This window comes from Pseudobutyrivibrio xylanivorans DSM 14809 (genome assembly GCF_900141825.1).
Classification (GTDB): Bacteria; Bacillota; Clostridia; order Lachnospirales; family Lachnospiraceae; genus Pseudobutyrivibrio; species Pseudobutyrivibrio xylanivorans.
Window position 1 is genome coordinate 1 of record NZ_FQYQ01000035.1, and the last position, 20,607, is coordinate 20,607.

General features: G+C 35.6%; 24 protein-coding genes and 1 pseudogene. 18 read left to right on the plus strand and 7 right to left on the minus strand.

Annotated elements, in window-relative coordinates:
* Positions 1 to 261, minus strand: a pseudogene (locus BUA88_RS14840) (hypothetical protein); the annotation flags it as partial.
* Between the two features lie 238 nt (positions 262 to 499).
* Between BUA88_RS14840 and BUA88_RS14845 the strand changes: the two are divergent.
* The 12 genes from BUA88_RS14845 to BUA88_RS14900 all read left to right on the plus strand — a co-directional run bounded on the left by BUA88_RS14845 (position 500) and on the right by BUA88_RS14900 (position 10,311).
* The gene (locus tag BUA88_RS14845; protein WP_072919409.1) at positions 500 to 712 is read left to right on the plus strand and encodes a Maff2 family mobile element protein; all 213 of its coding nucleotides are present in this window, start codon (positions 500 to 502) and stop codon (positions 710 to 712) included.
* A gap of 95 nt (positions 713 to 807) precedes the next feature.
* On the plus strand, positions 808 to 1,674 hold the full coding sequence (locus BUA88_RS14850) for a VirB6/TrbL-like conjugal transfer protein, CD1112 family (RefSeq protein ID WP_072919410.1): 867 nt from the start codon (positions 808 to 810) through the stop codon (positions 1,672 to 1,674).
* A gap of 12 nt (positions 1,675 to 1,686) precedes the next feature.
* Positions 1,687 to 4,209, plus strand: coding sequence for a VirB4-like conjugal transfer ATPase, CD1110 family (locus BUA88_RS14855; RefSeq protein WP_072919412.1), 2,523 nt, complete (start codon positions 1,687 to 1,689; stop codon positions 4,207 to 4,209).
* The gene (locus BUA88_RS14860) at positions 4,209 to 5,537 is read left to right on the plus strand and encodes a C40 family peptidase (protein WP_072919414.1); all 1,329 of its coding nucleotides are present in this window, start codon (positions 4,209 to 4,211) and stop codon (positions 5,535 to 5,537) included. Before BUA88_RS14855 ends, BUA88_RS14860 begins: the two co-directional genes overlap by 1 nt.
* A gap of 11 nt (positions 5,538 to 5,548) precedes the next feature.
* The gene (locus BUA88_RS14865) at positions 5,549 to 5,821 is read left to right on the plus strand and encodes a DUF4315 family protein (protein ID WP_072919416.1); all 273 of its coding nucleotides are present in this window, start codon (positions 5,549 to 5,551) and stop codon (positions 5,819 to 5,821) included.
* Positions 5,808 to 6,482, plus strand: coding sequence for a DUF4366 domain-containing protein (locus BUA88_RS14870; protein WP_072919418.1), 675 nt, complete (start codon positions 5,808 to 5,810; stop codon positions 6,480 to 6,482). Before BUA88_RS14865 ends, BUA88_RS14870 begins: the two co-directional genes overlap by 14 nt.
* 10 nt (positions 6,483 to 6,492) lie before the next feature.
* A complete protein-coding gene (locus BUA88_RS14875) occupies positions 6,493 to 6,795 on the plus strand; it encodes a DUF4316 domain-containing protein (RefSeq protein WP_072919420.1) in 303 nt (100 codons plus the stop codon).
* Entirely contained in the window at positions 6,752 to 7,084 is a 333-nt protein-coding gene (locus BUA88_RS14880) for a plasmid mobilization protein (RefSeq protein WP_072919422.1), read from the plus strand. Before BUA88_RS14875 ends, BUA88_RS14880 begins: the two co-directional genes overlap by 44 nt.
* 71 nt (positions 7,085 to 7,155) lie before the next feature.
* Positions 7,156 to 7,440, plus strand: coding sequence for a hypothetical protein (locus BUA88_RS14885; protein ID WP_072919424.1), 285 nt, complete (start codon positions 7,156 to 7,158; stop codon positions 7,438 to 7,440).
* Between the two features lie 77 nt (positions 7,441 to 7,517).
* Complete coding sequence (locus tag BUA88_RS14890; protein WP_072919426.1) at positions 7,518 to 8,690, plus strand: relaxase/mobilization nuclease domain-containing protein; 1,173 nt, start codon at positions 7,518 to 7,520, stop codon at positions 8,688 to 8,690.
* Between the two features lie 101 nt (positions 8,691 to 8,791).
* Positions 8,792 to 9,088 carry a SpoVG family protein gene (locus tag BUA88_RS14895; protein ID WP_072919429.1) on the plus strand — a complete coding sequence of 99 codons (297 nt, stop codon included), beginning with the start codon at positions 8,792 to 8,794 and terminating at the stop codon, positions 9,086 to 9,088.
* On the plus strand, positions 9,079 to 10,311 hold the full coding sequence (locus BUA88_RS14900; protein WP_072919430.1) for an LPD16 domain-containing protein: 1,233 nt from the start codon (positions 9,079 to 9,081) through the stop codon (positions 10,309 to 10,311). Before BUA88_RS14895 ends, BUA88_RS14900 begins: the two co-directional genes overlap by 10 nt.
* Before the next feature lie 71 nt (positions 10,312 to 10,382).
* Here the strand turns inward: BUA88_RS14900 and pdxR are convergent, their stop codons facing one another.
* Positions 10,383 to 11,804: a MocR-like pyridoxine biosynthesis transcription factor PdxR gene (gene pdxR, locus BUA88_RS14905; RefSeq protein WP_072919431.1), complete on the minus strand. Its 1,422-nt coding sequence runs from the start codon at positions 11,802 to 11,804 to the stop codon at positions 10,383 to 10,385.
* Between the two features lie 103 nt (positions 11,805 to 11,907).
* Between pdxR and BUA88_RS14910 the strand changes: the two genes are divergently transcribed.
* From BUA88_RS14910 to BUA88_RS14935, 6 genes are all read left to right on the plus strand, one after another.
* Complete coding sequence (locus tag BUA88_RS14910; RefSeq protein WP_083572556.1) at positions 11,908 to 12,792, plus strand: PLP-dependent cysteine synthase family protein; 885 nt, start codon at positions 11,908 to 11,910, stop codon at positions 12,790 to 12,792.
* An 18-nt stretch (positions 12,793 to 12,810) separates the two neighbouring features.
* Positions 12,811 to 13,038, plus strand: coding sequence for a hypothetical protein (locus BUA88_RS14915; RefSeq protein ID WP_072919433.1), 228 nt, complete (start codon positions 12,811 to 12,813; stop codon positions 13,036 to 13,038).
* 121 nt (positions 13,039 to 13,159) lie between these two features.
* On the plus strand, positions 13,160 to 13,663 hold the full coding sequence (locus BUA88_RS14920) for a serine O-acetyltransferase (protein WP_072919434.1): 504 nt from the start codon (positions 13,160 to 13,162) through the stop codon (positions 13,661 to 13,663).
* A gap of 17 nt (positions 13,664 to 13,680) precedes the next feature.
* Positions 13,681 to 14,592, plus strand: a complete 912-nt coding sequence (locus BUA88_RS14925; RefSeq protein ID WP_072919435.1) for a DMT family transporter — start codon at positions 13,681 to 13,683, stop codon at positions 14,590 to 14,592.
* A gap of 15 nt (positions 14,593 to 14,607) precedes the next feature.
* Positions 14,608 to 15,201: a hydrolase gene (locus tag BUA88_RS14930; protein ID WP_072919436.1), complete on the plus strand. Its 594-nt coding sequence runs from the start codon at positions 14,608 to 14,610 to the stop codon at positions 15,199 to 15,201.
* 29 nt (positions 15,202 to 15,230) lie between these two features.
* Complete coding sequence (locus BUA88_RS14935) at positions 15,231 to 15,935, plus strand: LytR/AlgR family response regulator transcription factor (RefSeq protein ID WP_072919438.1); 705 nt, start codon at positions 15,231 to 15,233, stop codon at positions 15,933 to 15,935.
* 30 nt (positions 15,936 to 15,965) lie between these two features.
* Here the strand turns inward: BUA88_RS14935 and BUA88_RS14940 are convergent, their stop codons facing one another.
* The 5 genes from BUA88_RS14940 to BUA88_RS14960 form a co-directional block, all read right to left on the minus strand.
* On the minus strand, positions 15,966 to 16,655 hold the full coding sequence (locus tag BUA88_RS14940) for a DUF6033 family protein (RefSeq protein WP_072919440.1): 690 nt from the start codon (positions 16,653 to 16,655) through the stop codon (positions 15,966 to 15,968).
* Between the two features lie 152 nt (positions 16,656 to 16,807).
* Positions 16,808 to 17,338: a hypothetical protein gene (locus BUA88_RS14945; RefSeq protein WP_072919443.1), complete on the minus strand. Its 531-nt coding sequence runs from the start codon at positions 17,336 to 17,338 to the stop codon at positions 16,808 to 16,810.
* Positions 17,339 to 17,651: 313 nt separating this feature from the next.
* Entirely contained in the window at positions 17,652 to 18,224 is a 573-nt protein-coding gene (locus tag BUA88_RS16795; RefSeq protein ID WP_072919446.1) for an accessory gene regulator B family protein, read from the minus strand.
* Between the two features lie 16 nt (positions 18,225 to 18,240).
* Positions 18,241 to 18,942, minus strand: a complete 702-nt coding sequence (locus tag BUA88_RS14955) for a LytR/AlgR family response regulator transcription factor (protein ID WP_072919448.1) — start codon at positions 18,940 to 18,942, stop codon at positions 18,241 to 18,243.
* Positions 18,923 to 20,281 (minus strand): GHKL domain-containing protein, encoded by a 1,359-nt coding sequence (locus tag BUA88_RS14960; RefSeq protein WP_072919451.1) that lies wholly within the window; start codon positions 20,279 to 20,281, stop codon positions 18,923 to 18,925. The genes BUA88_RS14955 and BUA88_RS14960 overlap by 20 nt, the downstream gene beginning before the upstream one ends.
* Positions 20,282 to 20,607: the final 326 nt, after the last annotated feature.

The window sequence follows — 20,607 nt, forward strand, 5'->3', positions numbered from 1 at the left end:
AACACCTACCGAATAAGCAACACTTTTGAGAGACTCACCAGCCAAAACACGCGCAACTAAAGCATAACGTTCCTCAGGCGACCATTCTTTGTTATGCTCTTTGTGACAAAGAGCATAAGGACCGCATGACTCTTCAATTCTAACCCAGCCTCGTATCGTATTACGAAAGTTTTCAGTACTAATACCATCTGGCGTATCAGGCCAAAGACCTTGGTGATACAAATCTACCGCATTTCTTTTGAAAATATAACTATAGTGCATAAAAATACCCTCCTTACTGGTTGTCCAGTAAAGAGGGTACATATCAAGATTCTCTGGTCTATTATTATGCCCAAAATCAGGTGCGCAGGATTAAGGCATGAGATGAAACTATAAACTATATTTTTAAAAGAAAGGAAAATTCGGAAGCTCGCTGCTTCCGAATGAAGGTGAAAAAATGATGGAGAGATTCCGGATGAAGGACAAAGGATGATGGTGAGTTTTCGAACCAGGTATCAAAATGGCATTTTTTAATTCAGGTGTAGACGTAATGGGAACTTTAGTAACAGCAATCGGCGCAGGCCTTGGAGTTTGGGGCGCGGTAAACCTTCTTGAAGGATATGGCAATGACAATCCGGGCGCTAAGTCGCAGGGAATGAAGCAGTTCATGAGTGGTGGTGGAATCATCCTCATCGGTATTAAGCTCATCCCACTTCTCTCAGGCTTGTTCTAAGAGCTGGTATCAAAACTAAATATTGAACCTGAAATTGGAGCTGAAGGCATTGCTTTCAGCTCCTTGTATTTGTATTAAAGACAGGAGAACAACATATGGATTTAATATTTGACGCAATGGCGGACTATGTGAAGAGTAAGCTTATTGACGGTGTTATGTGGGTTCTGACGGGTCTTTTTGATAGTGTTAATGATGAAGTAGCAAAAGTAGCTGGACAGGTATCTACTGGTCCAGCAGATTTTGTTCCAGGTGTGTATCCACTGATTAAATCAACTTCTGAAACGGCTCTTTTGCCGATAGCAGGAATAATAATGACATTCATTGCCTGCTATGAGTTGATACAGCTGGTGGTAGCGCATAATAATCTAGCAAACTTTGAGACATGGATATTTATCAAATGGTTGTTAAAAACATCTGTGGCGGTTTTGGCAATTACTCATTGCTTTGACTTTACAATGGCAGTCTTTGATGTTACCTGCCATGTATGCCAAGACGCAGGTGGTTTTATCACACATTCTACAGCGGTTACAGGACCACAGCTAGCTCAATTGAGATCAACTTTAGAGAGTATGGGTATAGGAGAAATCCTACCTATATACGCTGAAATCACAGTTTTGGGAGCTGGCTTTAAGATACTTTCATTAATCATATTTGTAGTTATCTATGGACGTATGATAGAAATCTATTTGCTTGTTAGTATGGCTCCGATTCCATTTTCAACATTTGGAAATAAGGAGCAGAGTCATATAGGACAGAACTATGTGAGAAGTTTGCTTGCTATTGGATTCCAAGGATTCTTAATCCTTATTGTAGTAGGAATCTATGCAGTGCTTATTCAGAACATTACGATTTCAGATGATATTGTAGGTACTATCTGGGGCATTATGGGATACAACATACTTCTGGTATTCAGTTTGTTTAAGACTGGCACACTATCAAAGAGAGTATTTTCAGCACAGTAGAAAGGAATAGATATGGCAGTAAATGTAAAAGTCCCCAGCGATTTAACAAGAGTGAAGGAAAAGGTGGCTTTTGGGCTTACAAAGAGGCAGGTGATTTGTTTTACGCTTGCAGCTATGATTGGTATCCCAACATTCTTCCTGGTTAAGAAGTTACAGGTAGATATAAGTGTTCCTACCTTTGTGATGATGGCGGTTATGATGCCGCTATTTTTTGTGGCTATGTTTGAGAAGAATGGAGATACATTCGAAATCATTATTCAGAGAGCATTGGAGTTTAAGCTTAAAAAGAATCAGGAGAAACAGCTTTATGATAGGATGTATGCTAATGGCATTTGCCTTGTGGATGGAGATCTTTATACCAAGACTGTTGAATTTAGTGATATCAATTATAAACTGGCTTCTGATATGCATAAGGATTTGATTTTTGAACAGTGGAAGACATTCCTAAATTACTTTGATACGAGTGTAGAGTTTGAATTAACCTTTTCCAACGTGTATGCGAATGCTAGAGAGCTAAGGGAACATCTAAGTATAGAACGTAAAGACGATAATATGGATTCACTTAGGGCTGAGTATTCAAAGATGCTTATAGATCACAAAGGTTGTCTTGATGATGTGCTAGTTAAGACTAAGTATCTAACTTTCGGTATAAGAGCTGGCTCACTAAAAGAGGCAAAGGGGCGACTTCATAAGATTGAAGATAAGGTTATAGAAAACTTTGAACAGATGGGAGTTAAAGCTAAGACCTTAGATGGACAGCAGAGGATTGATATCCTAAATCAAATGAAATTTGGAGCAGGAAGTCTTGAAGATAATATTGATTATCCTATGAAGAATATTTTTAAGAAACCAGGCTACTACGGCCAGGTAAGTTGTTTTTCTTACGATGCTCCTGAAATATCAGATCAGTTCTTTGAACAGCTTCTTGATTTGGACTGTCAGCAGTTTATTAGTATTCATCTACAGTCTGTAAATCAGAATGAAGCCATCAAAGGTGTTAAGAGAAAGATTACTGATATTGATTCAAACAAGATTGATGAGCAGAAGAAAGCTGTTAAGGCTGGGTATGATATGGATCTAATTCCTAATGATCTTAATCTATATGGCGCTGATGCCAGCTCAATGCTTTCTAATCTGCAGAGTCAGAATGAGCGAATGTTTAATATGACATTCGTATTAATGACTACTGGTAGCACAAAAGACAGCCTAAAGAACAATGTTAAGCAGCAAAAGAGTATAGCTCAGCAGTTTAGCTGCGAGACGTATCCTCTTGAATACAGACAAGCTAAAGCTATTAAGAGCGTACTTCCTCTGGGATGTAATCTTATTAAAAAGGATAGACAGGTAACCACTTCATCGGTTGCTGTGTTTATCCCTTTTTTAATACCAGAGCTTTTAAAGCAGGATGAGAACGATTTGTACTATGGCCAAAATGCACTTACAGGAGAGCTTATCTTTGCGGATAGAAAGAAGGCTAATAATCCAAATGGTATGTTCTTTGGCAAACCGGGTTCTGGTAAATCACTAGCTGCCAAAAGAGAGATAGCCAATGTAGTGCTATCTAGTAATGATGACATCATTATTAGTGATCCAGAGCGAGAGTACACTCCTCTGGTAGAGCTCTTTGGTGGGCAGGTAATCCATATCAGTCAGAAGTCTACTCAGTATATCAATCCCATGGATATTAATGATAATTATTCAGATGGTGAGGATGCCGTTTCACTTAAAGCTGAGTTTCTATTATCACTTTGTGAGTTGATACTTAATCAAAGGGATGGTCTTACTGGTATACAGAAGACGATTATTGATAGATGTATTAGGAATGTATATGCCGAGTTTTACAAGAATCCTATACCAGAGCGTATGCCACTTCTTGAGGACCTCTATAAGGAGCTTATGAAGCAATCTGAGAAAGAGGCGAAAGAGGTTGCTACTTCCCTTGAATTATATGTTAAAGGCTCTCTAAACGTGTTTAATCACCGTACAAACGTAAACATTAATAACAGAATAGTTTGCTATGACATTAAGGACTTGGGAAAGCAGCTTAAGAAGGTAGGTATGCTTATTGTTCATGATCAGGTATGGGGGCGTGTAACTATGAATCGTGATATAGGAAAGACTACCAGATACTATATGGACGAGTTCCACCTTTTGTTAAAAGATGAGCAGACAGCAGCTTATTCAGTAGAAATCTATAAGCGATTTAGAAAGTGGGGAGGAATCCCAACAGCTCTTACTCAGAATGTTAAGGATGTATTAGCTAGTCCAGAGATTAGTAACATTTTCGAGAACTGCGATTTCATCTATATGCTTAATCAGGGCGCTGAGGATAAACAGATTCTTGCAGATAGTCTTGGTATTAGTGAAGCCCAGCTTAAATATGTAACCAATGCTCCTTCAGGTAGAGGATTGATGTTCTTTGGTGATGTGGTACTTCCATTTAAGGATAACTTCCCTAAGGATAATGTGCTGTATAAGTATCTCACCACAAAACCTGAGGAGCTTGCGCAGATTAAACAGATGGGAGGCATGTAATGTATGACTACAATAAGGATGAAAACGTAGGTGGAGATGCTCTGGATTATGGAAGGTCTGCAGTAAGTGAAGCTCATGAATTAACAAAAAAGCTTATTAAGAAGAAAATCAAACGAGCTCAAATTCAAAAAGAACAGGCTAAGGCTGCAGCAGAAGCAGGAAAACAATCTGCCAAGGCTACTGCAGAGGTTTCGAAGAAGGCGGCAGAAGAAGCGGCTAAAATCGGCAAGGCATTATTTGATGCCGGTAGGAGATTGGTATCTTCATTAGTGGAGCTGATTATAGAAAATCCTATTATTGCTGTTATCTTAGTAGTTATTGTGGTATGTATTATCGTTCTTCACGTAGTGAAGGTGGATTTGCTTAGCTTGTTTGGTTCTATGAGTGAATCAGTAGTTGCTGGAACTTATACAGCATACGATGAGGACATTATAGGTGTTAATTCTGATTATACGAAACTAGAGAAAGAACTTAGGAAAACAATAAATAATACAGAGTCAGATTTTCCTGGCTACGATGAGTATGAGTATCAGCTTGAAGAGATTGGACACAATCCCTACGAGCTGATTTCTTATTTAACAGCAGCTTATGAGAATTTCACTAGGCGAGACATGAAACCTGTAATAAAGGAATTATTTGATGCACAGTATAATCTCACCTACACACCTAGAACAGAAACAAGGTCTAGAACAGTTACTAAATATGGCATAGAAAATGGAAAAGTATATTCCTATCAGGAGATAGAGTACTATACGGTTTCTATTTTGAAAGTAAAGCTAAATAACAAAGGCCTTGGAAGCGTAATTGCTTCAAAACCATTAAGTGATGTCCAAAGAGCCAGGTACAATTTATTGCTTGAGACAAAAGGTAATAAGCCAGATTTGTTTGAAGATCTATATACAGATATAGAGATACCAGATGATATAGAAGTGCCACCAGAAGCTTTAACTGATCAGACTTTTGCGGCAATGATTGCTGAGGGTGAAAAGTATCTAGGAAGAGCTTATGTGTGGGGCGGTTCTAGTCCTAGTCAGGGATTTGACTGTAGTGGATTTGTTTGCTGGTTGCTTAATCATTCTGGATGGAGCGTTGGAAGAACAGATTGTAATGGACTTAAGGCGAAATGCACTGTCGTTTCTGCAGAGGAAGCAAAACCAGGTGATTTGATTTTCTTTAAAGGTACTCAGAAGAACAAAGCAGGGGCAACACACGTAGGAATCTATTGTGGAAATGGAATTATGCTACATTGCGGTAATCCAATCCAGTACACATCAATTGAAAGCAATTACTACAGAAAACACTTTTTATGTTATGGCAGGTTGCCATAGATGGAGGAACCATGTTTGAAAGATTAGATAAAGTCAGAAGTGATTTGAAAAGAGCTGAAGCCAAAAGAGATGAATGGGATAACAAAGTGAAGAATCTCCAAAAGAAATGTGCTGAGATAGAAAAGACCTGTATTCATGACATGATGGTTGCAGCAGAGTTAACCCCTGAGCAACTGGCTAACTTGATTGCATACTCGAAGGATAATTTGCCCGGGAATAAACCTATTGAAGAAATCGCAAATACGAATGTTGTAAAGGAGGATGATTTCGATGAAGAATATTAAAACTAAAATAATGATGCTTGCTCTTGTAGGTGTGCTTGCAGCAGTATCTGCACCAATGAAAGCAGAAGCTCATGTTCCAGACAATGTAGACACATCTGTAATTGATGAAGATTATGAAGAATCTGACGAGGAAGAGGTTGAAGAAATGGGGCCTCTTACACCAGATGGAAATCTTTCTATTGTAGATGATTATGGAACCAAAGAAAAAACAGGAAAGCAGTTTATTACAGTCACAACAAAAGATGGAAATATCTTTTATATCATTATCGATAGAGATGATAATGGCGAGAATACAGTTCATTTCCTTAATCTTGTTGATGAGCAGGATTTAATGGCTCTTTTAGATGATGATGAAAAGGAACAATTGGAAAAAGCAAAAGAAGCTGCTGAGGCCGCAAAAGCTCAAACAACAAAACCAGATAATGAAGATACGGAAACTGATGAAGAGCCAGTAAAACCAGAAAAGAAATCAAGCAAAAGCAACATATTGGTTATTTGTATAATGCTTGGAATGGCAGGGGTAGGTGGTTTTTATTTATACAGTAATAAGAGCAGTTTCATAAAGAAAAAGACTGGTCCAATCATTGATGATGGAGAGGAATATATTGAAATTCCTTCAGAGTCAGAGGATAAGGATTACGATGATGTGCCTGTGGAATAGGAGGTAGCCTATGGATGGACTTGATATTGCAAATGAGAGACTTTCTAAAGAAGAGGAACTTTCTGATATTGAGGAAAATATCCTAGAACAACATACGATTTTTTCAAAAAAGAATTATCTCAAGGCTGCTGAAGATGCCATTGAAGGAAATGATAATAACTTTGATGGCATCATAAACAATCTTCCAGAGGATAGCATCTCAGAACAAACCTACAAAAAAGGAAAAGAGTATGAAGAGAAAAGGAAGATAGCTTTGGAGGCAGAGAAAAGTGCAAAGATACACAAACCGCGTAACTGTGAGATTGACAGATGATGAGCTTCAAAGAATGAAATTCAAGATGAATGAGTTGGAAATCTCTAGCATGAGTGCATACATGAGAAAGATGATTCTAGATGGATACTGCGTTAAGATTGATACTAAAGATTTAAATGAATTAGTGTATTTACTTCGCATGTGTTCTAACAATCTTAATCAATATGCAAAGAAAGCTAATGGACTGGGAGTAGTTTACCAGCAAGATATAAAAGAGCTACAAAAGCGTCTTGATGAAATCTGGAATGGCACAAGAGATATCATGCAGAAATTTGCAGCGATTGATTAGTGACATCATTGCATGTTTTAATTTGCTAGATTAGACTTTAGAAAAATGATTGATTTGGGAGGTTGAGGCTTATGTTTATTTTAAGAGTTTTTTTGAAATTGATTTTGGTTCCAGTGATGGCACTTCTTACTATTGGTTCACTTTTAGCTAAGGTTTCTATAGAAGTTGGTGCAAGAGTAGGAGCTGTAATTATCAATATTTTCCTTGTAATTGGAATCATAAACCTTATTGGTCATGACATCCCATTAGCTGCAATTAGTGGAGTCATTATTGTGTTAGTTCTTGGAATTTTATTCTTTGCAGCAAATCTACAGTTAATATGTGATTCTCTTAGGGATAATCTAAGAAGAATCTAAAGAAATATTATAAGAATCATTAAGGCAGTCTTTTCCGTAAATGGAGGAGGCTGCTTTTTTGATAGAAAGGAAATCTTATGGCAGCTACAAGACTGATGGCATTGCATGTGACAAAGGGTAAAGATTTGGCTACGTGCTTACAGGAAAGAATGGACTACACAGAAAACGAGCTGAAGACAGAACAAAAGAAATACGTCACAACCTTTGGCTGTGATATTGAAACAGCAAACGAGGAGTTCTTGCTTTCTCATAAATTATACCACGACAGAGTTCGTTCAGTTCGTAAAGACGAAGTCATTGCTTATCAGATAAGACAGTCATTTAAGCCAGGGGAGATAACTCCAGAAAAAGCAAATGAGATTGGTTATGAGCTGGCCATGAGATTTACGAAAGGTAAGCATGCTTTTACAGTTTGTACTCATACAGATAAGGCTCATATTCATAATCACATTATTTTCAATTCCATAGCTTTGGATGGGAAGAAAAAATTCAGGGATTTCCGTCATAGCGGCATGGCGGTTGGGAGAATATCAGATATTCTATGTTCAGAGAATGGGCTTTCTATCATAAATCCTGCACCTCGCAGTGAAAGGAGACAGCGAGGAAAGTACTATCGTGGAAAGAATAATGATAGAAAGAGATTGGAATTTATCAAGGACGTTGAAAATAAGGTTCTTGAGGGAAAAGGCAAAGGTTATATCAACTGGGCTAAAAAGTTTAATGCAAAACAGGTAGCTAAAACACTTCTCTTTATGCAGGAACATAAAATTGAATCTTACGAACAACTGAAAGAAATCACTGATGAACGTTCTGGAAAGATGCAGAAATTACAAGAATCAATGAAAAAGAAGGAAGCACTTTTGGATGAAAATAAAAAACTTCAAAAGGCTGTAATTGATTATGCGAAGACCAGAGCGGTGTTTGTTGCATACAAAAAGAGTGGCTACAGTAAGAAGTTTTGGGAAGAACATGAGTCGGAGCTTTTAGTATATAAAGCCTCTGAGGAAGTATACAAATCTCTTCCTAAAGGATTCAAACCTGATATTAAAAAGCTCAGAAAAGAATATGGAGAAATCCTAGATGAAAAGAAAAAAGAGTTTTTGGAGTACGCAGAAATCAAGAAAAACATCAATCAGTATCTAATTGCAAGGAAGAATTTGGAAATGATTTATCACTACGATGAAGAGAAAAATGAAAAAGAGGGTAGACGTAGTCGTACCCGAAACTCTCATTCAGAGAATGAGTTGTAAAAGCCGCAAAATGCATTTGTCGGACAAATGCCCTGCTTGCCACGCGAAAATATTGGCCTTAGGCCAACACTAGAATGGAAAAATTAAGGAGGACTATGAACATGAAAATTAATGTAAAAACAAATAAGCTAGAAGCTTCAACCAATAACGTAAAAGGCCTTTGCTCAGTAACATTTGGAGATAGTTTTGTTGTAAAGAATCTTTCGGTTGTGGAAAGCAAGAAGGGAGATCTTTTTGTATCAATGCCTTGTTTCAAAAGCAAGACTGTTGATGAAGAGGGCAATCCTATCTTTAAGGATATCGCATTTCCGATAACCAAGGAATTTAGAGAAGAGCTCTATAAACAGGTGTTGGATTCTTACGAATCTGGTGAAGTAAAGGAGTTTGAATGGAAGTAAAAGAGATCACGGAAAAACTCGAACAGGGGCTCCGTGATCTTTTTAATTCTGAGAAATACAAAACCTATCTTACTACAATGTCAAAGTTTCATAACTACAGTTTCAATAACACTTTGCTAATAGCAATGCAGCGTCCAGATGCAAGTCTGGTCGCTGGATATGGAGCATGGCAGAAGAATTTTGAGCGCCATGTAAAGAAGGGCGCCAAAGGAATCAAGATTATCTCGCCAGTGAAAGTGAAGGTCGAAGTGGAGGATGACAAGACTGACAAAGACGGAGCAAAGAAAACTATCGAAGTAACAAAGTTTAAAGTATCCACGGTCTTTGATGTGTCAGATACAGAGGGAAAAGAGCTTCCAAAGATTGGTGTAGATATGCTTTCAGGCCAGGTAGAAAAGTTCAATCAGCTCACCAAAGCAGTAGCTGAAATTTCAAAAGTGCCTATTGAGTACAGAGATATTGAAGGTGGCGCCAAGGGATTCTATTCTCAGAAGGATAATAAAATTGTTGTCCAGAAGGATATGACTCAGGCTCAAACTTTAAAAACTTTGATACATGAGTTGGCTCATTCCATCTTGCATGGAAATCTTGAAAAGGGTGATGAAAGTGAAGCTCATAAAAAGGATAGAAGAACAAAAGAGGTCGAGGCTGAATCCGTAGCCTATGCAGTTTGCCAACACTTCGGTGTCGATACTTCTGATTATTCTTTTGGCTATATCGCTGGATGGAGTTCAGGAAAAGAAATGGAAGAGCTTAAATCTTCTATGCAAACTATCAGACGTACTGCAAATGAAGTCATCCATGGCATTGAAACCGAAATCAGAATTGAAGAAAATGCCAAGGAATTTGAAACCACAAATGATGAAGTGGCTTTCAAGATTGGAAAAGAATATTTAGCAGTTCAGAAAACTGATGGCGGCTTCGATTACACAATCTATGATGAGAGTAAGCGTGTAAAAGATGGTGGCGTAATTGATAGACCTAATGCATCTATCGCTATAGTTGTAGCTGATATCGTGGTAAGTGAATTGATGGATACTTCTGCAGGAGTCAAGAAGATTGATTTTGATTCACTTCAAGAAGATGCTCATTATGCTGCAGCTTATGACATGAAAAATGCTATTGCAGATAAGAAGCCATCTGTTTTAGATCAGCTGAAAGAAAGATTCAGTGGTAAGGATAATAAGATTTTTGGTAATAAGAAGGATGAGCCAAGTATTTAAGCTTTTATGGATTAAAGAAGATGACAATCTGAAATGAAGAAATTTATAAGACGAGCATTTTTTTGCTCGTCTTATATTTCCCAAGCTTTTTTTAATCTATTTATACAGTCGGAGATGTCCTCAATTGGAATCTTGCTAAATCCTAGAAATACACTGTTGCTTGGACAAGAATATTTTTCATGCCAAAAAAACATTGAGTCATAGACCTTGACTCCTTGGTCAAGGGCTTTTTCAATTAACATAGTTTTGTTGACTTCTTCAGGGAATTCAATTAAGAAATATTGACCACTTACATTTTGTGTAATATTTAGTGGTAATGTAAAGGATTCAAATCCCTCCTTAAATGTTTCAAATCTTTTTTTGAATATATAATTCATTTTTCTAACTAAACGATCATAATCTCCAGAAGAAAGCAAATTCGCAAGTGCCAATTGGTTAATTAAATTCACCGTGCTGTTATAGTTTTCAAATTTTTCTAAGAAATCATTAGTAATACTCTGGGGTAGAACAAGGTAGCCCATTCTAAAAGAAGGAGCAAGAATCTTAGAAAAAGTGCCAAGGTAAATTACTTTTTCGTAGTAATCAATTGCTTTAAGAGCAGGAATTGGCTTTTGATAATATCGCAACTCACTATCATAGTCATCTTCAATGATAAAAGTGTCATTATTGTTAGCGTATTTCAATAATTCGTATCTTCTTTCTAGAGACATACACATTCCCAGGGGAAATTGATGTGATGGAGTAGTGTAGATAAAATCGTATTGAATTTTTTTATGCGTATCATCAATTATTAATCCATCTTTATCCACATCTGCATAAGAAATATCATAGTTGTTTTTTAGAAAAATCTCTTTAGCTTTTGGGTATGTTGGATTTTCCATTAAAACAGATGCTTTAGTATGCCCTTTATAAACACACAATAATTCTATAGATTGTTGAAGTCCGCTGGTAATGAAAATCTGCTCAGCGGTACACTTTACTCCGCGGATTCGCTCAACATATCTACTTATTTCATTTCTTAAAGAATAATCTCCTTGAAAAGATTGGAGAGATGTTATTTCCTTTTTTAAAGAAATAGAATCAAGTGCGTATAAGTAATGCTTCTTCCATATCTTTGTAGGGAATAGATTGTTTGTGTAGCTGTTGTTAGTTAGGTCGTATTTTATTTTTGTTTTAATCTCTGAGTTTATGTTGGTAGATAAAATTTTTTTACTAGGAGCAGTTTTTTTTATTTTTGAAGTATCTGTAAAAGCAAAAGGTAAATCTGCAATATAAAATCCTGCAGATTTTTTACTTATAATATATCCTTCTGCATTCAATTGTTGATATGCTCTATCTACTGTGTTTCTGCTAATTCCAAGTAGATTAGCTAGAGATCTGGTTCCAGAAATCTTGTCTCCTGGTTTTAAGTAGCCATGGAGTATGTCATTTTTGATTTGATTGTATATTTGTTCATAAAATGGTGATTTAATATCGCTTCTTAATGTAATCATTTCAACACCTTTTAACTGGCACTAAAAATATACTGCCTACTGGCACTATGCAGCTACTGAGAATTACTATACATTCTATAAAAAACGAGGCGAGGTGGCAAGAGTGACAATATTAAAAGACATAGGAAAAACGCCAATTGTGAAGTTAGAAAACCCATATGGAGAAGGATTTGCAGAAGTCTATGTGAAAATGGAGGAATTTAATCCAGGTGGGAGTATTAAATCGCGAGTGGGATTCCAGATGATTAATGATGCAGAAGCGAATGGATTAATTAAAATAGGCGACACTTTAATTGAGGCAACAGGAGGTAATACTGGAGTTGGACTTGCGATTGCATCATCCATCAAAGGTTATAATTTAATTCTTGTAGTTCCAGATAATTATAGTGAAAAGAAAATTGCAATGCTTAAAGAGTATGGTGCAACGGTAGTGTTAGCAGATCATAATCTAGGAAATGATTGTCATATTAAGGTGGCAGAGCAATTAATGAAGGAACATCCAGATTATATTAATTTGAATCAATTTAAAAATGAATCAAATCCCAAAGCACATTATTTATATACTGCTGAAGAAATACTTAATCAGATTGACAAACAAATCGATGTATTTGTTTCTGTAATTGGAAGTGGTGGGACCATTACAGGTGTGTCAAGAAAACTAAAAGAAAGAAATACTGATATAAGAATAGTTGGAGTACAGCCTAAGGGGTGTGACATTATTCATAATAAATATGTTAGACATAAAATTCAGGCAATTGCTGTCGGAAAAGTTGGTTCTTTTTTTGATGAATCTTTAATTGATGACATGGCTGATGTTACTTATGAAGAGGTTCAAGAAGTTAGAAAGTATTTAAGTGAAAAACAAGGAATATTCGTAGGTTTATCAGCAGGAGCAAATATTTCCGCTGCTTTTATGGAATCAAAGAAATATGATTCATCAAAGGTAATTGTGACGATGGCTCCTGACGGTGGTATTAGTTATTTATAAAAAACTGGAGGGGGCTAAATGGTTGCTAGATATATGGTAGAAGAAAAAATATATGATTGTCTAAACTCTTTAAATGTTGCATTTGAAGTTGAGGCTATTAAAAAAGTTTCAAGTGAATGTCTTGAAGATTTAATTACATATGCTAAGAAGGATCCAAGCTGTGGAGGTGATGCGGAAATAGTTTTAGACAGCAACAGATCATTTTTTGCGGTGATGTTATATAGTAGCTCATTTTTATTATTATGAGAAGGGCGATAAGAATACTGCTATTAAGATTTCGGAATATGCGAAAATTAATAGTGGTATTGAAATACATCCAGGTGCAAAAATAGGAAAAAGATTCGTAGTTGATCACGGGACTGGCACTGTGATAGGAGAAACCACAGTTATAGGAGATGATTGCTATTTACTTCAAAATGTAATATTGGGTGCGCATGTAATTACAGGACATGTGACACATGATAGACATCCTAAATTAGGAAATAATGTTGAAATCGGTGCATTTACTAAAATTCTAGGAAATATCAGAATCGGAAATAACGTAAAGATTTCACCTAATTGTATTATTACAAGGGATGTTGATGATAACACAAGCATAATTGTTGCTTCATACTATCAAATTGAGAAGAAAAAAAGTGGGTTGAGATATACCGGATACAGAATACTAGACAAAGATATAGTTGTTTATATCGATGGTCTAGAGGCAGAAGGTGTGGATACTGTTAAATATGAAAGCGAGCAAGGTGAGAGCAAAGTAACACAAATAGAAAAGGATAGTGTTATCCTTCCCGATGTTACAGATAAAAGAAATATAAAACTAAAGATGTACAAAAACAAAGAATGGTTTAATGAACTTATTGTAAATGTATAAATTAAGGAGATTTAATAATGAGAAAGAATGAGACTAAGTATTTTATTTTGATTTTTGTAGCTATATGTTTTTTAGCTACAGGTGGTGTTTTTGTTAAGTTAAGTGAACTTCCACCAATTAACACAGGGTTTTATAGAGTGTTATTTTCAATTCCTATGTTGATGCCATTTTTGAAGAAAGAGGATTTTAAGCTTACAAAAAAGCAGGTTATCACAATTGTATTAGCGGGAGCTTTCTTGGCAGGAGATTTAGCTCTTTGGAATATTTCCTTTTCATACACAAGTGTTGCAAATGCAAACTTGCTTGCAAATTTAACGCCATTCACTGTAATTCCTTGTAGTTATTTCCTTTTCAAGGAGAAAATGACAAAGAGATTTTTATTAGGTGGGTTTATTACATTTTTTGGTGTATTTGTGCTTATGTCTAACAAGGTAACTCTATCTAGGGAGAGAATGATTGGTGATTTATTGTGCCTAGCTACATCAGTTTTTTATGCTATGTTTATGCTAACAGTTTATAAGCTTAGAGACTATGTAAAGAGCAATGTTATTATGTTTATCAGTGCTTTCGGTAGCTTGATTGTGCTTGCTTTGGCAATTTCGTTTACAGAAGGTTTTCAAGCACCAACTTCATTCAGAGCTGTATGGCCACTTTTTGCGCTTGCCCTTGTATCACAGATACTTGGACAAGGATTACTTGCTCATTGTTTAGGAAAGGTAAATGCCAGTTTATCTTCTTTGCTTACACTGTCTCAGCCAGTTGTAGCTGCTGTCTATGCTTGGCTTATTTTTGGAGAAGAATTATCCACTCAGGCTGTTATCGCAATTGGTATTACACTTGTAGGTGTATATCTTGCAAAGACACAGTCTACAGCAGATGATGATGAAAAGGTAATGGAAGAATGTGTTGAGGTATGTAACGAAGAATAAAAGGAGAATGGAAATATGATTACAAGAGATGCTGCTTTTGAATTATTAAAGAAACATAATAAAGAATTATTTCATATTCAACATGCTATTACAGTAGAAGAGGTCATGAAATGGTTTGCTTATAAGCTTAATTATAGTGATAATGCTGAACATTGGGGTATAGTTGGTCTTCTTCATGATATTGATTTTGAGGAGTATCCAGATGAGCACTGTTTTAAGGCACCTGAATTATTGAAGGCAGGAGGGATAGATGATGATATTATCCATTCTGTATGTTCCCATGGATATGGAATTACAGTTGGATGTGGAAAGACTATTGATGTTGAGCCTACACACGAAATGGAAAAGGTTCTTTTTGCTGTAGATGAGTTGACAGGATTAATTGGAGCAGCTGCACTTATGCGACCATCGAAGAGTACTAAGGATATGGAACTTAAGTCTCTGAAAAAGAAGTATAAGAGTAAGGGATTTGCAGCAGGATGCTCTCGCGAAGTAATTGAACGCGGAGCAGACCAGTTAGGATGGAATTTAAATCAGCTTTTAGAATTAACTTTACAGGCTATGTCTGAATGTGAAGATGAGATTAACGCAAAAATGAAAGTAGCATAAAATATTTAAGTTTTGAAGGCAACTGTTACATTTGTGATGATGAAAAATACATAAGGGATTTTATAGCCGAAAGCATCTCAAAAGAGGTGGAGAAAGCGGATGTTATATGTTTTGAATCGGCAGAAGATATGATAGAAGCAGATGGGAATGCAGATATTATGTTTCTAGACATTCACATGGCTGGAATGGATGGAATGGAGTTAGCGCGACAAGTTCGTTCTAGAGGAAGCAATGCTGTTATTATCTTTGTGACAGCGTTAGAGGAATACGTATTTAAAGCATTTGATGTCAAAGCTTTCAATTACCTTGTAAAACCAATCAATAAGGATAAATTTGAAGAAGTATTACATGCAGCTATTGAAGAGGTGATGCATCGTCCGAATCAGCCGATTTCAAAGGAATCAGAAGATAAAACTTTTTTGATTAAAGCCAATGGATTAAGTCGAAATATTGCTATATCAGAAATTGCATTTGCTGAGGTTTTTAATCGTAGAATTGTACTTCATATGAAGGATAATGATGAGATTGAGTATTATGGACGAATGGCGGATTTAGGGAAAACTGCTGGTGGTGATTTCTTTAGGGTTCATAGGGCGTATTTAATAAATCTTTCAGCAATTCAATCATATAACTCAAAAGTTGTTCAGGTGATGGGATTAGAATTACCAGTTGCTAGGGGAAAATATCAAGATTTAGTAAGAGCATATTTATCATATAATACAAGAGGTTTGTGATGATGGTATCAGACGCTTTTTTTAATAATTTTATGATTGGTGCCATTTTTCTTGATTGCTTGAAGTATAGTAGCGAGATTTTGACAAAAGTATTTGTTTGAGCCGACTTTCTTCTAGCATCTTTAGGTAAGCATCGGTTAGAGCAGATTTCTTTTGTTCAATATAATTTGATACTTTATTTTTATATTCTTCATCGGCCCACATTTCTCTAACTTCTTCCTCTGTTGAGAAAGGACCAAAACCGCATGTTCTACCTGTTTGTATTCCATCCCCAAAGTCATGCATTGTAAAGCAAAAATTACTGCAGCCAGAACTAGCCACATCGGCAGCATGTCCAGCATAATTTTGTTCAAATGCCTGAATCCAACCATTAGCTTGTTGTTCATATTTAGGATCCTGCATCATTTTTTCAATAACAGATATATCAATTTCGATACTACATTGACCCATTTCTCCAAAATTTTCACCCACCTGATTCATGCTATTCTTATAACCAAGGTTATATCCCTTAGCATTTGTGCCATTAAAATAATCATCTAAGCGAAAAGAGATATTCGGATATTTGCTACACAATTGCTTGTAATACGCTAATGGGTCTTTAGTCATGGACTCATTAGAAGATATATTCAACTGTGAATCAACTTTACCTGTATTGTATGTTTTTTTATAAGTAGCGCTTAAATTTGAAATATAGCTTGATGTTGTACTTACTATTTCCATAAAACTCCTTTCTTCAGCTCATCTGTTAGTCAGAGCTGTGCTCCTCGTTAGAATGCTAGAGCTGGCTGTAAAGATAAAAAGCGCTTATTCCAACTTCATTCCGTTGAAATAAGCGCATCCATAGCTAACTAGTAAAGAGTGTGGAATATCCATCAGAAACGGTCATTATTTATTGCCTGTAATAAATCCCATAGTTTTTTTTGCCATAGATATGAACTCATGTTATTTGAATCATATTGCATTTGTATGAATTCATTTTCAGCATTTAATGCATCGAATTTCTCAGAATGATATTCCCACATCACAGGAGAATCAATAATTGAAAACTGTTCGTTGTAAGTATTTGTATCACGTAAGTAATTGTTCATTACTAACAGTTCTTCAGTTGTTGTACTCCTTAAATTTATTTTTTCTGGATCATATATCTGACTTTTTGATAGTACTCCGTCTGTAATAGTTTCAACCCTATACAGTAGTTTATCATCATTTTCAACTTTATACATGCGCAATTCTACATCAGGATTTGCGTAGTGTATATAGCCCACTTGCTCAGAAGATTGATTTATAACTGTGTTTTTTTCAGTATTATCGATGGTAAATTCAACATTAAAGATAGGCTTTTTTGAATTACTACAAGTATTATTAATGGAAGAAGGATTTAATCCAATATTATCTATTTTCATATAGGTCACCTATTTATGTATGATAACGAATGCATATAAATCTGGGCGCTGAGATGTATTGATAGGAGTGATTTTATAAACGAACTCATGAGTTCCAGAAGATAGGACACCACAATCATATTACTCTAAAAAGGCAACGACTGTTCGACCTCGTTGAATATATTCTATATCAATTCGATTTACTCTTACGCCGTCTATAGTGGCAGTTTGGAAAGCTCCATATCCATCTATTCTTACTACACATATATCATGTCCTATTTTGATTTCAATAGATAATGCACGAATAGCAATATTAGGAGCACGAATAACATAATTAGTTTAGTAAATGCATTCTATCTTTTAGAAAAAAATCTAGTAACAGAAGAATGCAATTCACAAAGATGGAGTAGTTTAGAGCCATTTTTATGTCATGAGGACATAATAGAGAAATCATAAATGTGATAATGACAATTAGTGAAGAAAAGACCTTTTTATTTTTCGTTTTACGGTGGGAGAGTGTGATTTTAGATGTTTCTCTAGGCGCTAGTAATAGTACTATAGCAAGAGAAAAAGCATATAGCAGAAATTCTAAAATCATAGGAAAATTTATTTTGCAGAAGAAAGAGACTAATATACCTAAGGTGATGGTATATAAAAAGCATCGTATATTACTTTTTGAATGAAGCCCTCCAGTCTGGTGCCTAAAGAGGGTAAAAACAGTAAGCCAGACTAATAGTTCTATAACAGTATGTGTATAAATTCCCCACAGAATAATAATTGAATCTGTGAGAACTTCATTTAGGGTACATTCTACTCCATAGATAAAGACGTCGATATCATCAGAAGAATAGTTAGTACTAGAAATACTGATAAGTCTGGTAACAATGAGTTTGGATAAACTATGCATTTTTGAAGAATCCTTTTTAATCTAATCTTGTAGAATAATTAATAAATTTAGTTGATAAATCCTTTGCAAAGGAACGCCCGATGCTGGCTTCGGTACCATTTGATAGTTTTATAGTATTTTTAGAAATACTATATACATGAGCAAGATTCACTACAAAAGAACGATGTACTTGTACAAACGTAGACGGAAGATTATTAATAACATCCCCAAATGATTTGTGCTCAGAATAAGTTTTGTCGGCAGTTACTATATCAACATTATGCAGGTTACTTACAAAGCAAATTATGTCTGCGAATGGAATAGATATAACATCTGAGCGGAAGTGGTATGTATAGACTTCGCTAAGAGATTTTTTATAAACATCATCAAGGCATTTACCAATGCTGACAGGTTCTGCTGGCTTTAATAAGTAATTTAATGCGTGAACATTGTATCCCTGAAATACATATTCCCGAAAAGCAGTTATTATGATAATTTCCCCATCATAATTCATATTTCTAAGGTTATGTGCAAGCTCTATGCCTGACATTCCGCTCATCTCAATATCAAGAAAAATGACTGAGAGTTTTGGAATGGTTTCATTAGCATTGAGAAAAGCTTCTGCGGATGAATAGGTAAATATATCATTTTTAACTTTTTTAGATTTACTCCAATTATTTATAATATCGTTAAGACGATTTGATTCTACAGGATTGTCTTCAATTATTGCGATATTCATTGGCTCCCTCCACTAGTGGAAACATAATAGATATAGTAAAAATGTTATTGTTAGTATTAATATCAATAATTCCGTCGAACTGCGCTGTGATTTCTTCGATTCTCTTTAATCCAAGTCCTGGTTTAGAAAAGTTTCTTTTTCTAGATAAAAAGTGGTTTTGGTCATCTACTTTATATTCTCCATTAAAAGAATTATCAATTTTAATAAGCATCATATTTTGTACGGGTTTTATTGAAAAATCAATAAATGGTTCAATTGTCGTATCTGAGGCCTTTTGTTCCATACAGGCTTCTATAGAGTTAGTGAATAGATTTCCCAACAAAGCACATGTGCTAAGGTCATCTAAAGGAAATAAGTCTGGTATGAAAATGGAGGTCCTTATACGAATCCCCTTCGATTTTGCTTCAGGAATTGTAGTTGAAATAATACAATCAATTGCAGTGTTACCTGTTGCAGGGAGATGGTGTGAGTCATCAACTACACTTAGGTATTGGCGGATATAACCTAGGGCGTCATTTACTTTTGATTCTTTTAATAAGTAGTTGATAGTATTTAAATGCAGAGTCAGCTCATGCTTCATCTGTCTTAATGATTCAGTAGATGCTATAAGATTAGAAAATTCTTTCTTTTCTAGTTCAAATAGTTGTTGTTTAGTGGTTAATTCGATATTTAAGGCATTTGCATACGCTAATTTGTATATGAATATTAGTAGTAAAAGAAATAGGGATATATAGATTGTGCATACCAAAATCATGTTATTGGTGAATGACTTGTCGTTGAATTTTTCAGCGGATTCTAATGTGATAGATGTTATATATTCTCCGAAGAAGAACCCTATGATACATACTAAAATATAGATTATTCTTTGGAAACGAGTCATGCTTAACTCATTGTTCTTAATATAGTGGAAAATAAAAACAAATGAAGCGATTGTAGCTATGTACAGCAATGTAAATGGAACTCTAAGAGCTCCGCCTGCATTAGTAGCAATAGTATTGGCATTAAAGAATAACTGAGGAATTAATGCGACGATACTATCGGCAGATAAGCAAATAACAAAATAGATACTTGTCCATATTATTTTTTTTGACACAGAGTCACTGTAAAAGATAGCAGAGAAAAGGATACATATGAAGAAAATAAGAGAGAAACGAATAGGTATCGAAATATGAAATAGGCTTAGTAAACTTGTGGACACAATGATTCCTAGCAAATATAGTATTTTTGCGATTAAGGGGAAATCTGTTTTTGACGTTAGTTTATCATTTAAGAAGATGCATAGTAGACTGGATTCTACAATGTTAATCACTAGTTCCCATATATAGGATGTTAGTGCCATATTATCCTCCCATATTAATCTTGTTTTATCTCTTGTTAACTCACTTTTTCTCACTTTTTCATAGTCACATAGATGAAGCTATCTAAGTCCATGCCATTCCCCACGGCCAAAACTACGGATATACAGGTATTTGGGGTGCACTTAATAAGACGTCGTCTTATTATCACTATGATTGGCCCTTCTTATCCCCAAGTCCTTACGGCAGCCTAACCTCCCATGTCATACGGGATCACCTGATTCCAGGGTCCTTAATTCCTTCGTTCTGCTTATCCATAAAGGGGCGTCATTATGCTCCCTCGCTGAGTCGATGCTCTGATGGAAAAAAA